A 13,402-nucleotide genomic window follows, 5' to 3' on the forward strand; every position below is an offset into this window, starting at 1 on the left:
CCGACATCTTGCGGCAATTTGGCGCAGCCCATGGGCGTCATCCAACCGACGTCGAGACGAGATAAGCCCTCCGTATGATCACCGCCCTAATCCTCGCCGCCGCCCTTTCCCTGCCTGCAGATTGCGACCTGGAGGCGCCGCACGGGCGTGAAGGCTGCACGCGGGCGACGGTGGACGCCCTGCCGATGAACGCGATCCAGGCGGTGGGCACGCACAACTCCTACAAGCTGGCTATTCCCGCGGCTGAGATGGCCCTGCTCAGCGCCATGTCGCCCGACATGGCGCGCACGCTAGACTACGCCCACGCGCCGCTGACCGATCAGTTGGAGGCCGGCGCCCGGCAGCTGGAGATCGACGTTCTCAACGACCCGGATCCGGGCCGCTACGCCAGACCCCTGGCCCGGCGGCTGGTCCCCGCCGCGGAGCCTTATGACCTGGAGCCGTTGCGGCGGCCGGGCCTGAAGGTGCTGCACGTCCAGGATGTGGACTACCGCAGCTCCTGTCCCCTGTTTGTCGAATGTCTGGCGCAGGTGGCCGCCTGGTCCCAGGCCCATCCCGACCACGTGCCGCTGCTCATCCTGATGAACCTGAAGGAGGGCGCGGCCCTGCCGGCGCCCGGGGCGGTGACGCCGGCGCCGTTTGACGACGCGGCCATGGACCTGATCGACGCCGAAATCCGCAGCGTCTTTCCCCCTGAGATGCTGATCACGCCGGACCTGGTGCGTGGCGAGGCCGCGACCCTGCGCAACGCCGTGGCGTTCGGCGGCTGGCCGAAGCTTGGCGAAGCCCGGGGCAAGGTGATGTTCGCCCTGGATGCGCCACGCGCGCAGGTCGACCTCTATCGCGGCGCGCGCCCCTCGCTGGAGGGCCGGGTCCTGTTCGTCAACATCGAGGAGGACGAGGACGCCGCGGCCTATATCACCCTCAATTCGCCGGTCGAGCAGGCGGAGCGGATCGCAGCCGCCGTCGCCGCCGGCCTCATCGTCCGCACCCGCGCCGACGCCGACACGGTTGAGGCCCGTCAGAATGATCCCGCCCGGCGGGAGGCGGCCTTCGCCTCGGGCGCGCAGTATGTCTCGACCGACTACATGACGCCGGACCCGAGGTTCAGCGACTTCCAGGTCGTCCTGCCGCATGACGCAGCGGCCCGACTCAACCCGCGCCAGGGCCTGATCGAGGGCTCAGAGGCGGCCGTTCAGGCCGGCGGGCGTTCTGAGTAGCGGGGAAGTTCGTCGTCCAGCGTCCACCAGTCGGCGTGGGAGTCGGCGAAGATGTGGAAGCCGAGGCGGGCGCCGGTGGGCCCGTCCAAGGTCCCGGCCCGCAGCCGGACCACGCCAGGCTTGGCGGCCGCCTGACTCATCAGCGGCGAGCCGCAGCGCCCGCAGAAGACCCGCAGCTTGCCGGGCGAGGACTCGAAACGGGTCAATAGGTCTTCTCCGGAAACCAGGCGCAGCCGGGCCTCATCGACGGGAATGTTCGCGGCAAACGCAGACCCCTGGGCCCGGCGGCACAGGCTGCAGTGGCAGAGCTGGATGTCTTCCAGCGGGCCGCGCACCTCGTAGCGGACGCCGCCGCAGAGGCAGCCGCCCGGGTGAATGATCTCGGATGCCTCACTCATGAGGTGACATCAGCCTCCTGGCGTCGGGGTCGAACCCGCACGGCGGCGGGGATGTGGGGCGGCACGGGCTCGGACATTAGTCGGTCGATCTCCCGTCGGGCCGCGTGCTCACCTTCATGCCGCAGCCGCAGGGCGTTGGCGCGGGAAATCACCCGGGGCGGGACGGCCTCTTCCGGGGTCTGGAAGATGCCCCATCGGCCGGGCGCGTGGGCGCGGGACGTCCACACCGTCAGGGGGGCGGAGAGCACCAGGCCCAGGGCTAGGGGACTTGTCCAGGCCAGCAGCATGGGATCCAGCAGCCCTGCCAGCACCACCCAGGCCAGCCCCGTGGCGGTGTGCCGCCGATGCCTGCGCCAGGCGTCAGCCAGGGAGATCTGCGGGTCATCCCTGGTCTGGGCGTTCCAGCCGGAATCGCGACCGAGCAGGACATCGACCACCGCCCGGCTCTGCATCAACATCATCGAGGCCGCGATGAGGGATGACAGCACGAGTTCGGCGACGACGCCGGCCAGGAGCCGCGCAGCGCCACCATAGGCGCGACGAGCGCCGGTCTGGCTGAGGGTCATCACCGCGGCCATGGCCTTGGGCGCCATCAGCATCGCCATGGTGACGGCGAACAGCGTCAGGGCCGCCGAGGATTCGGCGCCTGGCGCCTGGCGCTGATTGGCCCAGACCAGGCCGCCCAGGATGAGGAAGCCGAGCCACAGGGGCGAGGTGGCGTAGGCGAGGATGCCCCGGGCCATATGCAGACGACTGACCCAATGCAGGCCCCGGGCCGGCAATACGGCCGCGTGCTGCAGATTGCCCTGGCACCAGCGCCGGTCGCGCACCGCCATGTCCACCAGGGAGGGGGGCGTCTCTTCGTAGGAGCCGTCCAGATGGGCGGCCATCCGCACGGCCCAGCCCCCTCGGCGCAGCAGGGCGGCTTCGACGAAGTCGTGGCTCAGGATATGCCCGCCGAACGGCTTGCCGCCTTTGATATGGGGCAGGCCCGCACAGGCCGCGAAGGTCCGTGTGCGGATGATGGCGTTGTGGCCCCAGTAGTTACCCTCGGCGCCGGACCACCAGGCCTGGCCTCGCGCCACCATGGGACCGTAGAGGCGCCCGGCGAACTGCTGCATCCGCGCAAACAGGGTCGAGCCGTTGATGATGGTCGGCAGGGTCTGGATGAGGCCGGCCTTGGGGTCGCGCTCAAGTTCTGCGGTCAGGCGGACCAGGGTGTCGCCGCTCATCAGGCTGTCGGCGTCCAGGATGACCATGCCCTCGTAGTCGGCCCCGCAGGCGGTCACCCATTCGGCGATGTTGCCGGCCTTGCGGTCGCGGTTGAGGGCGCGGCGGCGATAGAAGAACCGGTCGGGCGCGCCGGTGCGGGCGCGCAGGCGCAGGACCCCGGTGGCCTCGTCCCGGGCGATGTCGGGGTCGCGCGTGTCGGACAGGACGAAGATGTCATAGAGCTCGGCCACTCCGCAGGCGACCAAATCCTCATGGATAGCCTCGAGCCCCGCCAGGACCCGGTGCGGGTCCTCGTTATAGACCGGCGCCAGCAGGGCCGTGCGGGTGAGGATCACCGGCCGGGGTCGCCAGCGGGCTCTGGCCCCCCGCCAGGTGAGGAAGAGGCCGGCGACGCCGCTCAGAAAGGCGAAGGCGATCCAGGCGAACAGGATGCAGAACAGGACGAGCATGCCGAGGTCGGCCAGGCCCAGGCCGCCCGGCGTCAGGATGTGGGTCATGCGCCAGCCCGCCGCGGCCGTCAGGGCCAGGGTCAACCCGATCAGCAGGATCCTGCGGAGGCCGACGTCGAGGATCGGAGGCAACCGGCTAGGACCCTGGTCCAGTCTCTGCTCCGGCATGGCCAGGGGCGCGGGGGCGGGGAGCGACCGCAGGGCGGGATAGGGGACGACGCGCCGCTCAAGGCCCGCCCTGACCTGGGGCGCGGCCTTCAAGCGGGAGGGCCGGACGCGCCGGTGACGCCGTCGGGCTGCAGGCCCCATGGCGCGGCTCAGGCCAACCATCGGCGCACCCAGACTTCGCTGCAGGGACCGCGGGCGTCTACCAGCTGCGCTCGCTGTTCGATCTCGTGGGCCTGGCCCGGCTGGAATTCGAAGGCCAACCGCCAGCCGCCCAAGGCGGTGTTGGGTGAGACCACCACATGGCGAACGGGCACCTTTCCGAGATTAATCCGGGCTTCCGGCGTCAGGTCCGAGCCCGACTCATCGAAATCGATCAGAACTCTTCGCCAGCCCGGCGCCTCGCCTGCGGCCTCACGCCATCGCCGGGCGAGCGCCAAGGGCCTGGGCGGGGTGGGCGCCACCCCCCAGTGCAGGCGGTAGGCCAGCCGGTGGGGGCGGCCTGGGGTCAGCGGCGTCGGGCTGCGCCACTCGGCCAGGATATTGTCCTCGGTCTCATCGGGCGTCGGCAGCTCCACCAGCCGGACCTGGCCGGGGCCCCAGTCCTCGAGGGGCTCAACCCACATGCTGGGGCGCAGGTCGTAACGCGCCTCCAGGTCCTGATAGGCGGTGAAGCCCGCGGCCCGCTGGGCCAGACCAAAGCCCCTGGGCGTCTGGTCGGCGAAGCCGCTGGCCTGCAGCGTCGCCGGGTTGGACAGGGGCCGCCAGAGCCGCTCGCCGGCCCCGTTGGCCATGGCGAGGCCGTCGGAGTCGTGAACCCGCGGGCGATAATCATCGAACCGACCCGCCGTCTGCGGATCGAAGAGGAACATGCTGGTGAGCGGCGCAAAGCCCGCGCGCCGCACCTCGGTGCGCGGATGAAGCTCGGCCTGGACCTCGGTCAGGGTCGGCGCGCCTGGCGTGATCACGAACCTGTAGGCGCCCGTCAGGCTTGGGCTGTCCATCAGGGCGTAGAGGGTCAGGCTGCGATCACGCCGCCCCGGCCGCACGAGCCAGAAGGCGCGGAAGCGGGGAAACTCTTCCGCCGGTTCGCCGGCCCCGATGGCCAGGCCGCGGGCCGAAGCGCCATAGACCCCGCCGCGGGCCACGGCGCGGAAATAGCTGGCGCCCAGGAAGGCGGCGGTTTCGTCGAACTTCTCGGCGCGATTCAGGGGATGCAGCAGGCGAAGGCCGGCGAAGCCGAACCGGGAGTCATCCAGGGATACGAGATCGCTCAAGGGTCCCGTTCCATAGCGGAACATGGCCGGGTCGTAGGCCACCGGCCTCGCCGCCCCGTCCACCACCTCAAAGATCTCGACCTTCTCGGGGAAGAGACCGCCGCGGTGGAAGAACTGGACCTGGAAGGGCAGGCGCTGGTCGGCCCACAGTCCCCGGTGGTCGTGGAAGCCCAGTTGCCGATAGGTGTCGTAGGTCAGGGCGCTCAACCGACCCGGCAGGGTTCCGTCGGGCGGCGCATAGGGCCGAGCCGCCAGATCGCGAGCCAATAGACTGACATCGTCGAAACCGAAGGCAGGGGGAGCTGCGGCCGCCAGCATGAGGCCCGCGCCTGCGACCATAAGCTCGCGGCGGCTCGCGCCGCCGAAGGGGGTATAGGACGTTCCGGAACGCACGCCGGCTAAGACTCCCTCGCCGTTGTTGACCGCGCCTTACTCAAGCAGGGCTTTGGCCAAACAAAGGCGCGTCGCGCCGCGAGGCTCCCGAGGGACCGTCCTATAATGGGCGGCGAGGGTCGTTTTCTGTGCGGTGGCGAAGCGAGAGGCGCCGCCTGTGCGCGCCTTAGGCGTGGCCACCGAAGTCGAAGTCTCCCCCGAGCCTCGCCACCAGCCGTTCGCCGGTCCAGACCTCGACGGCGTGCTCCTGCACGCGCAGGCGCGCGGCCTGGGCCAAGGCCTCGTGATCGCTGGGGTAATCGCGTTCAAGCGTCTGGGAAATATCTTCCCCCGCCGTCACGACATAGAGTCTGTAATGCTGCATATCACCCACTCGCAAAGGGAAAGCGGGAGCACGTGAGGTCTCTCGGTCGCCGGCGCTTGGGCGGATACTTTCCGGCGATGTCTACAACCTAGACCGGAACCAGAAGCTGCGCTAGTCAACTCTTGAGTGAAACTTGTCGGATACCCGACACAGCTGCAGCTGCGGCTGCGCCTCGCAAAAGGGTTCGGCAATCGCTAAATAGGCGCCATGAGCGTGAACACCCTGTCCTCGCCGAGCCCCACCGCCGCCGATGCGGCGGTCGAGGCTGCGCGCGCTGCGGTCGGCCTGCCTGCCGGCGCGCGGGTGGTTGCGGCCATGTCGGGGGGGGTCGATTCCACGGTGACGGCGGCCCTGCTCGCCCGGGCCGGCTATGACGTCATCGGCGTCACCCTGCAGCTCTATGACCACGGGCAGGCGCTGGCCAAGAAGGGCGCCTGTTGTGCGGGCCAGGACATCCATGACGCCCGCACGGCGGCCGAGGCCATCGGCATCCCGCACTATGTGCTCGACTACGAAAGCCGCTTTCGCCAGGAGGTGATCGAGGATTTCGCCGACGCCTATCTGCGGGGCGAGACGCCGATCCCCTGCGTTCGCTGCAATCAGACCGTCAAGTTCCGCGACCTGCTGGACGTGGCCCGCGACCTGGGCGCCCAGGCCCTGGCCACCGGCCACTATGTGCGCCGCGCCGCGGGCGGCAACCGGCCCCATCTGCAGCGCGCGGTGGATGCGACCCGCGACCAGAGCTATTTCCTCTTCGCCACCACGGCCGAGCAGTTGGACTTCCTGCGCTTCCCCCTGGGCGGCCTGCCCAAGAGCGAGGTGCGGCGGGTGGCGGCCGAGCTCGGCCTGGCCATCGCCGACAAGCCCGACAGCCAGGACATCTGCTTCGTGCCCGAGGGGCGCTACACCACGGTCATCGACCGCCTGCGCCCGCACGGCGCCGAGGCTGGCGACATCGTGCACATGGACGGCCGGGTGCTGGGGCGCCACGAGGGGGTGACCCGCTACACCATCGGTCAGCGCCGTGGCCTGAACGTCGCCGTGGGCGATCCCCTGTTCGTGGTGAAGATCGATGCGACCGCCCGTCAGGTGATCGTCGGCCCGCGCGAGGCGCTGCTGACGGCGGCCCTGCGGCTCAAGGAAACCAACTGGCTGGGCGAGTCCCCCAGCTTCGAGACCGCCTGCGACGAAAGCCGGCCGGTCCTGGCCCGTGTCCGCTCGACGCGCGAGCCGGTCGCCGGCCGCATGGCCTGGGTCGAGGGCGAGCCCGGCGTCGAGTTCGACGGCGCCGAAGAGGGCGTCGCGCCGGGCCAGGCCTGCGTGCTCTATGCGCCGGAGGATCCTGACCGGGTGCTGGGCGGCGGCTTCATCGCCGGCACGCGGGCGGTCGTCCCGGCCGAAACCTCGCCGGCCGAAACCTCGCCGGCTGGAGCCTGACGCCCGTCAGGCCTATATCTGGGTCCATGACCCAAGCCTCCGATCCCGTCGTCATCGCCGCCTTCGCCCGCACGCCCATGGGCAGCTTCCAAGGCGCCCTGTCGCCGCTCAAGGCCACCGAGCTTGGCGCCGCGGCGGTTCGCGCCGCCGTCGCGCGGGCCGGTGTCCCACCTGAAGCGGTCGAGCAGATCTTCATGGGCTGCGTCCTGCCCGCGGGCCTCGGCCAGGCGCCGGCCCGCCAGGCGGCCCTGGGCGCTGGCCTGCCCCGGTCGGTGCAGGCGACCACGGTCAACAAGATGTGCGGCTCCGGCATGCAGGCGGCCATCATGGCCCACGACGCCCTGACGGCCGGCTCAGCCAACATCATCGTGGCCGGCGGCATGGAGAGCATGTCCAACGCCCCCTACCTGCTGGCCAAGCACCGCTCCGGCGCGCGGATCGGGCACGATACGGCCTTCGACCACATGTATCTCGACGGCCTGGAGGACGCCTATGAGCCGGGCCGGCTGATGGGCTCCTTCGCCCAGGACACGGCGCGGGCCTATCAGTTCACCCGCGAGGCCATGGACGAGTTTGCGATCATGAGCCTTTGTCGCGCGCGGGCCGCCACGGAGAGCGGCGCCTTCGAAGGCGAAATCGTGCCAGTGGAGGTCACCACCCGCAAGGGCGCCTCCACCATCTCCGCCGACGAGCAGCCCTTGAAGGCCGATCCGGCCAAGATCCCGACCCTGAAGCCCGCCTTCGCCAAGGATGGGACCATCACGGCGGCCAACGCCAGCTCGATCAGCGACGGGGCCGCAGCCCTGGTCCTGACCCGAGCCTCAGTCGCTGAGAGGCTCGGCCTGCCGGTGGTCGCCCGCATCACAGCCCACGCCGCCCACGCCCACGAGCCGGGCCAGTTCACCACCGCCCCGGTTCCAGCCATGCGCAAGGCCCTGGCCAAGGCCGGCTGGAGCGTGGACGAGGTGGATCTGTTCGAGGTGAACGAGGCCTTCGCCGTGGTGGCCATGATCGCCGAGCGCGAGCTGGCCATTCCCCGGGAAAAGCTGAACGTCAATGGCGGCGCCTGCGCGCTCGGCCATCCGATCGGCGCGTCCGGCGCGCGGATCCTGGCCACCCTGATCGCCGCGCTTCAGGCCCGCGGCGGTCGTCGTGGCCTCGCCAGCCTGTGCATCGGCGGCGGCGAGGCCACGGCGGTGGCGGTGGAGCTGGTCTAGAAGCGCGTTCCGATAAGTGGGAACCGGTTATCGGATCAAAACGCGCGCCATCTAAAGGCTCTCGCGGTCAGCCCGGCGAGATCATCTTCTCCGGGCGCACGACCTCGTCGAACTCCTCATTGGTCACATAGCCGCCGCCCACGGCCTCGTCGCGCAGGGTGGTGCCGTTCTTGTGCGCGGTCTTGGCGATCTTGGCGGCGTTGTCGTAGCCGATCTTCGGCGCGAGCGCGGTGACCAGCATCAGGGAGCGCTCAAGGGCGGCCTTGATGTTGTCCTCGCGGGCCTCGATGCCGACCACGCAGTTGTCGGTGAACGAGATGGCCGCATCCGAGAGCAGCTTGCACGACTGCAGGAAGTTGTAGGCCATGACCGGGTTGAACACGTTCAGCTCGAAGTGGCCCGAGGCGCCGGCGAAGGTCATGGTCGACTGGTTGCCGAACACCTGGGCGCAGACCATGGTCAGGGCCTCGCACTGGGTGGGGTTGACCTTGCCCGGCATGATCGAGGAGCCCGGCTCGTTCTCCGGCAGGGAAAGCTCGCCCAGCCCCGAACGTGGCCCCGAGCCCAGGAAGCGGATGTCGTTGGCGATCTTGAACAGCGAGCCGGCGACGGTGTTGATCGCCCCGTGGCTGTAGACCATGGCGTCGTGGGCGGCGAGCGCCTCGAACTTGTTGGGGGCGGTGATGAAGGGCAGGTGGGTGATGGCCGCGATCTTTTCCGCCACCTTCTCGGCGAAGCCCACCGGCGCGTTCAGCCCCGTACCCACGGCGGTGCCGCCCTGAGCCAGCTCATAGAGCCCGTAGAGGCTTTCCTTCAGGCGGCGCACGCCGCTGGAGACCTGGTGGGCGTAGCCGGAGAATTCCTGGCCGAGCGTCAGGGGCGTGGCGTCCTGGGTGTGGGTGCGGCCGATCTTGATGATGTGATCGAAGTTCTCGGCCTTGGCCTTCAGCGCGGTGTGCAGGTGCTCAAGCGCCGGCATCAGCTCGCGCGCCACCTGCTCGGCGCAGGCGATGTGCATGGCCGTCGGATAGGTGTCGTTGGACGACTGGCTCATATTGACGTGGTCGTTCGGGTGGACCGGCGACTTGGAGCCCATCACCCCGCCGAGGATCTCGATGGCGCGGTTCGAGATCACCTCATTGGCGTTCATGTTGGACTGGGTGCCCGAGCCGGTCTGCCAGACCACCAGGGGGAAGTGGTCGTCGAGCTTGCCGTCGATGACTTCCTGGGCGGCCTGGACGATGGCGGCGCCGATCTTCGGATCCAGCCGGCCCAGCTCCATATTGGCCTCGGCCGCAGCCCGCTTGACCACGCCCAGCGCGCGGATCATCGGCTGGGGCTGCTTTTCCCAGCCGATCTTGAAGTTGCCGATGCTGCGCTGCGACTGGGCGCCCCAGTAGCGGTCGGTGGGCACCTCGATGGGGCCGAAGGTGTCGGATTCGGTGCGGGTCGCGGTCATCGGGGAAGCCTCCAGCAACTGGTGTCGCGTCGGTTTAACGAGGCCGGGCGAGACTGCAAAGCGTCTGCAGGCTAGAGAGGGGCATGAACGATGGCTGGACCCACCATGGCAAGGTGCGCGCCCGGGAGGGCGACGGCGCCATGGACGTGGTCGTCGATGGGCTGACCACCCAGGCCAAATACTACAAACCCCTGATCTACGAGTTCTTTCGCAAGGCCTGGCGGGGCGGCCGGCCGGCCTGGGGCGAGTATGCCGTCGAGATCACCATGGAATATGTGGGCGATCCGCCCTGGCTCGATCTCGACAACCTGGCCAAGGCGATCCTCGACGCCATCAAGGGCTACGCCTTCCATGACGACGCCCAGGTGGCCCGCCTGCTGGTGGAGCGCCGGGCCGGCGAGCGGGAACGGATCATCGTCCAGGTGCGACGGCTCTCCGACGCCTTCGCCGCCAGCACGCCGGCGCCCTCAAGCCGACTTGGCGGGCCGCTCTAGGGCCAGGGTGGCGACCACCGCATAGGCCACGGCCACGAAGGCGCCGTAGCGGCCGAGGCTTTCCGGCGGAAGGCCCGGCATGAGGGTCTCGAACAGGATCATCACCACGGCCGCGCCAGCCAGGCCAGGCGCGCTGAACGCCGTGGCCGCGACCAGCCAGCGGCGGCGGGGAATCCGTCGGAGCTGGGCGGTCAGATGGAAGAAGAAGGCCAGCGCGCTGGCGGCAAGGGCGGCGTTAAGGGCGTAGAACCAGAAGGCCTGCTCGATCAGGCCACCGGCGAAGGCCGCGTAGAAGAGAGTCGCCGCCGCCCAGACCGCGGCCCCGGCCAGGGCGAACCACAGGCTGTCTTCTTTTGACACTTGATTTCCCCCGTCGGTCCAATCTGGGGTCCGCCCTGCTTATCGCATGCCAATGTTCGGCGAATGACAGCGGGCCAAGAAAAACGGCCGCGCCTCTTGCGGGGCGCGGCCGTCCTATCGCGAACCGACCTGGGGGGAGTTCAGGTTCAGCGATACTGTTGCAGTCGAGTGGTCCGCAGGCCGGCCAGGCCGTGGCGGTCGATCGACTTCTGCCAGGCCAGGAACTCCTCGGACGTCAGGCCATAACGGGCGAGCGCGTCGTCCAGGCTGAGCAGGCCGCCACGGACGGCGGCGACCACCTCGGCCTTGCGTCGGATCACCCAGCGCCCGGTGTCGGAGGGCGGCAGATCGGCCAGGGTCAGAGGCGCGCCGGTCGGACCGATCACATAGGGCTCGCCACGGCTGTTCGTTCGGGTCTGCTGTTGTTGCAACATGGCTTTACGCCTTTCCCACCATCATCGTTGGGGCAGACAATAGGCCGGCTGACATAACAGCTCGTGAATCCCGATAGTGAAAAATGGAGTAACCATTCACTCCCCCATGTACTGAAATGATACAGTTAGAGATTTCAGGAGGCGTTAACCTTCACTAAATCTCAGTTACTCTCCAAGTTATCGGCGCATACTGATAAGTTCATCCAGCATCTGGTCGGCGGTGGTGATGATGCGCGAGCAGGCGGAATAAGCTTTCTGCGTCGTGATCAGGCCTGTGAACTCGGCCGACATGTCCACGGTTGAGTTTTCGAGGGTCGAGGGGGAAATAGCGCCGGCGCCGCCCTTGCCCGCCTGCTTGATCACATACTCGCCGCTGTCGATGGTGGCGCGGTAGGAGTTGCCGCTGACGGCCTGCAGCCCGTCGGGGTTGGCGAAGGTGGCGACCCCAATCTGGGCGATCTGTCGGACTTGGCTGTTGTCGAAGATGGCCGAGACGACCCCGGCCTCGTCGACCTCCACCCCGACCACGGTTCCAACCGTGGCGCCGTCCGGATTCACGAGGCGGACGGTCGAGGCGTTGGCGTACTGGGTCAGCTTGTCCAGGTCGAAGGTCACATCCTGGGCGCCGACGCCCAGGGCGTCGTCCCAGCGCGGCGTGCCGGCCGTTCCAGATGCTCCCAGGCTGATGGTCGGGGCCGCCCCGGCCGCGCCGAACAGGGTCGTGTTGGCCAGGTCGATCGTGCCGTCCTGATTGAACATGACCAGACCCTCGGCGATCTGGCCTGAGGGGCCGCCGGTGACGTCGCCCGCGGGGATGGCGAAGATTTCCGCGTGCCACTCATTGGGGTTGGCCGATGAGCGCAGGAAGCTCATCGACACCTTGTGCGTGCCGCCCATGGTGTCGACGACGTTCATCTCGATGCTGAAGTCGGGCTGGGTGCCGGTCAGTGGGTCGGTGTTCTCTTCCCAGTCGGCCATGGAGCGGGTCGTGGCGTCATAGGTGGCTTCAGCCGCCGAAACGGTCTGGCGCTTGTCCAGGTTGGCGTTGATGACGACATTGGCGGTGGCCTGCACCGCCGAGCCGAGGTTCTTGACGTTGATGGAGTCAAGTTCGGTCAGGTCGGACGGATTGTAATTGATCGTCCCGTCGGCGGCGATCGGCCAGCCCTGCAGATAGAAGCCGGCGTCGTTGCGCAGATAGCCGTCGGCGTCGACACTGAACGACCCTGCGCGGGTGAAGACCCGCTTGTCGGCCTCGGTCAGGCCCGCGCCCTTCTCGGTGACGATGAAGAAGCCGTCGCCGGAGATCGCCAGGTCGGTCGAGGAGTTGGCGCTCTGGATCAGGCCCTGCTGGCTGATGTACTGGCGCGTCAGGCCCTGGACGCCGCCGGCGCTGTAGCGCCCCGTCACGGCCTGGGCCGTCACGATGTTGGCGAAGTTCACCTGGTTTCGCTTGTAGGCGACGGTGTTGATGTTGGCGATGTTGTCGGAGATCGCGGCGAGCGCCGAGGAATTGGCGGTCAATCCCGACACGCCGGCGAGCATGGCGCTGTTGATACTCATGGGGGCTTGCCTTCTCTAGGGGTTGGGGGGGCGGACGGACCCTTTCAGGACGGCGCTCAGGCCGCCTGCGCCGGGGTCTCTTCGTCTTCGCTGTCGTTGCTGGGATCGGGGGTGGTGTCGGCGTTCTGCGTCGACGGCAGGCCAATACTGCTGATCGTCTGCCAGAGGGCGCGGCTGCCGCCGATAGTCACGTAGGTTTGGCCATCGACCTGCTCGACGGCCCGGACCAGGCCCTCGATGAAGACGTTGTGGCCCACGCTGGCCCCGGCCGAATCCGTAGCCGTGATGCGCAGGGTGTAGGCGCCGCCGTCGGGCAGTTGCGAGCCGAGAACGTTCTTGCCGTCCCAGCTGAAGTCGTGCTCACCGCCCTCGACATTCTCCAGGGCCTGGACGTGGACGATAGAGCCCTTGTCGTCCAGGACCTCGATCTTGACGCTCTGGGCCTCTCGGTCGAGGCGGTAGATCCACTCAGCTTCGCCATTGGACAGGTTGGCCGTGTCGGTGGCCGCCCGGACCTCCTTGCCGATCAGGCTGACCGCGTCGGCGACCCCGTCGCCGGACGTACCCACCAGCTGCTTCAGAAGGTCGTTGGTGAGCAATTGCTGCTCGACCCCGGTCATCTGCACGATCTGCTGGGTGAACTCGCCGGAGTCCATCGGCGAGAGCGGATCCTGGTTCTTCATCTGCGTGGTCAGCAGGACCAGGAAGGTGTCGAAGCTCTCGGCCAGGCGCTGGGAGCCGGTACTGGTCCCGGACGTCGCGGTGTTCTGGGTGTTGCTGACAGTGTCGACCATGGGGCTTCTCTAGATCCGAAGGTCCACGCCGGTGGGTGACCGGCGTTGCTGGTAGAGGCGGGCGGCGACCGCGGCGGTTTCGGCTTCGTCGGCGACGCCAAGCGCGTTCTGGAAGGCGCGGCCCTGCCAGGTCTCACGGTCAGGC

At 68.5% G+C, this 13,402-nt stretch carries 13 protein-coding genes; 4 read left to right on the top strand and 9 right to left on the bottom strand.

What is annotated here, in order from left to right:
- Window positions 1-74: 74 nt before the first annotated feature.
- On the top strand, window positions 75-1,220 hold the full coding sequence (locus tag V7702_RS02645) for a phosphatidylinositol-specific phospholipase C1-like protein (RefSeq protein WP_335648594.1): 1,146 nt from the start codon (window positions 75-77) through the stop codon (window positions 1,218-1,220).
- Here V7702_RS02645 and V7702_RS02650 read toward each other — a convergent pair.
- The 4 genes from V7702_RS02650 to V7702_RS02665 form a co-directional block, all read right to left on the bottom strand.
- The gene (locus V7702_RS02650) at window positions 1,196-1,618 is read right to left on the bottom strand and encodes a GFA family protein (protein WP_335648595.1); all 423 of its coding nucleotides are present in this window, start codon (window positions 1,616-1,618) and stop codon (window positions 1,196-1,198) included. The two genes, V7702_RS02645 and V7702_RS02650, sit on opposite strands and share 25 nt — an antisense overlap.
- Window positions 1,615-3,561: a glucans biosynthesis glucosyltransferase MdoH gene (gene mdoH, locus V7702_RS02655; RefSeq protein WP_335648596.1), complete on the bottom strand. Its 1,947-nt coding sequence runs from the start codon at window positions 3,559-3,561 to the stop codon at window positions 1,615-1,617. The genes V7702_RS02650 and mdoH overlap by 4 nt, the downstream gene beginning before the upstream one ends.
- A gap of 56 nt (window positions 3,562-3,617) precedes the next feature.
- Window positions 3,618-5,135, bottom strand: coding sequence for a glucan biosynthesis protein G (locus V7702_RS02660; RefSeq protein ID WP_335648597.1), 1,518 nt, complete (start codon window positions 5,133-5,135; stop codon window positions 3,618-3,620).
- 166 nt (window positions 5,136-5,301) lie between these two features.
- On the bottom strand, window positions 5,302-5,499 hold the full coding sequence (locus V7702_RS02665; protein WP_335648598.1) for a hypothetical protein: 198 nt from the start codon (window positions 5,497-5,499) through the stop codon (window positions 5,302-5,304).
- Between the two features lie 207 nt (window positions 5,500-5,706).
- Between V7702_RS02665 and mnmA the strand changes: the two genes are divergently transcribed.
- Together mnmA and V7702_RS02675 are read left to right on the top strand one after the other, a co-directional pair.
- Entirely contained in the window at window positions 5,707-6,936 is a 1,230-nt protein-coding gene (gene mnmA / locus V7702_RS02670; protein ID WP_335648599.1) for a tRNA 2-thiouridine(34) synthase MnmA, read from the top strand.
- A 26-nt stretch (window positions 6,937-6,962) separates the two neighbouring features.
- Complete coding sequence (locus V7702_RS02675) at window positions 6,963-8,153, top strand: acetyl-CoA C-acyltransferase (RefSeq protein ID WP_335648600.1); 1,191 nt, start codon at window positions 6,963-6,965, stop codon at window positions 8,151-8,153.
- Window positions 8,154-8,220: 67 nt separating this feature from the next.
- Here the strand turns inward: V7702_RS02675 and fumC are convergent, their stop codons facing one another.
- Entirely contained in the window at window positions 8,221-9,612 is a 1,392-nt protein-coding gene (gene fumC, locus V7702_RS02680) for a class II fumarate hydratase (RefSeq protein WP_335648601.1), read from the bottom strand.
- 83 nt (window positions 9,613-9,695) lie between these two features.
- Between fumC and V7702_RS02685 the strand changes: the two genes are divergently transcribed.
- The gene (locus V7702_RS02685) at window positions 9,696-10,106 is read left to right on the top strand and encodes a RusA family crossover junction endodeoxyribonuclease (RefSeq protein WP_300574085.1); all 411 of its coding nucleotides are present in this window, start codon (window positions 9,696-9,698) and stop codon (window positions 10,104-10,106) included.
- On the opposite strand, the gene V7702_RS02690 is transcribed toward V7702_RS02685, so the two are convergent.
- The 4 genes from V7702_RS02690 to V7702_RS02705 form a co-directional block, all read right to left on the bottom strand.
- A complete protein-coding gene (locus V7702_RS02690) occupies window positions 10,080-10,466 on the bottom strand; it encodes a DUF5367 family protein (RefSeq protein WP_335648602.1) in 387 nt (128 codons plus the stop codon). The genes V7702_RS02685 and V7702_RS02690 overlap by 27 nt on opposite strands.
- A gap of 146 nt (window positions 10,467-10,612) precedes the next feature.
- Window positions 10,613-10,900 (bottom strand): CtrA inhibitor SciP, encoded by a 288-nt coding sequence (gene sciP / locus V7702_RS02695; RefSeq protein WP_300574079.1) that lies wholly within the window; start codon window positions 10,898-10,900, stop codon window positions 10,613-10,615.
- Between the two features lie 177 nt (window positions 10,901-11,077).
- Window positions 11,078-12,463 carry a flagellar hook protein FlgE gene (locus V7702_RS02700; RefSeq protein ID WP_335648603.1) on the bottom strand — a complete coding sequence of 462 codons (1,386 nt, stop codon included), beginning with the start codon at window positions 12,461-12,463 and terminating at the stop codon, window positions 11,078-11,080.
- Window positions 12,464-12,519: 56 nt separating this feature from the next.
- Complete coding sequence (locus V7702_RS02705) at window positions 12,520-13,257, bottom strand: flagellar hook assembly protein FlgD (RefSeq protein ID WP_335648604.1); 738 nt, start codon at window positions 13,255-13,257, stop codon at window positions 12,520-12,522.
- Between the last annotated feature and the right edge of the window lie 145 nt (window positions 13,258-13,402).

The organism is Phenylobacterium sp., from assembly GCF_036963605.1.
In the GTDB taxonomy this organism is placed as follows: Bacteria; Pseudomonadota; Alphaproteobacteria; order Caulobacterales; family Caulobacteraceae; genus Phenylobacterium.

Bases quoted from the DNA above. Each gene is read 5' to 3' on its own strand.
- V7702_RS02645 (WP_335648594.1), top strand. From the start codon at position 75: ATGATCACCGCCCTAATCCTCGCCGCCGCCCTTTCCCTGCCTGCAGAT.
- sciP (WP_300574079.1), bottom strand. From the start codon at position 10,900: ATGTTGCAACAACAGCAGACCCGAACGAACAGCCGTGGCGAGCCCTAT.
- V7702_RS02675 (WP_335648600.1), top strand. From the start codon at position 6,963: ATGACCCAAGCCTCCGATCCCGTCGTCATCGCCGCCTTCGCCCGCACG.
- V7702_RS02665 (WP_335648598.1), bottom strand. From the start codon at position 5,499: ATGCAGCATTACAGACTCTATGTCGTGACGGCGGGGGAAGATATTTCC.
- mnmA (WP_335648599.1), top strand. From the start codon at position 5,707: ATGAGCGTGAACACCCTGTCCTCGCCGAGCCCCACCGCCGCCGATGCG.
- V7702_RS02685 (WP_300574085.1), top strand. From the start codon at position 9,696: ATGAACGATGGCTGGACCCACCATGGCAAGGTGCGCGCCCGGGAGGGC.
- V7702_RS02700 (WP_335648603.1), bottom strand. From the start codon at position 12,463: ATGAGTATCAACAGCGCCATGCTCGCCGGCGTGTCGGGATTGACCGCC.
- V7702_RS02650 (WP_335648595.1), bottom strand. From the start codon at position 1,618: ATGAGTGAGGCATCCGAGATCATTCACCCGGGCGGCTGCCTCTGCGGC.
- fumC (WP_335648601.1), bottom strand. From the start codon at position 9,612: ATGACCGCGACCCGCACCGAATCCGACACCTTCGGCCCCATCGAGGTG.
- V7702_RS02705 (WP_335648604.1), bottom strand. From the start codon at position 13,257: ATGGTCGACACTGTCAGCAACACCCAGAACACCGCGACGTCCGGGACC.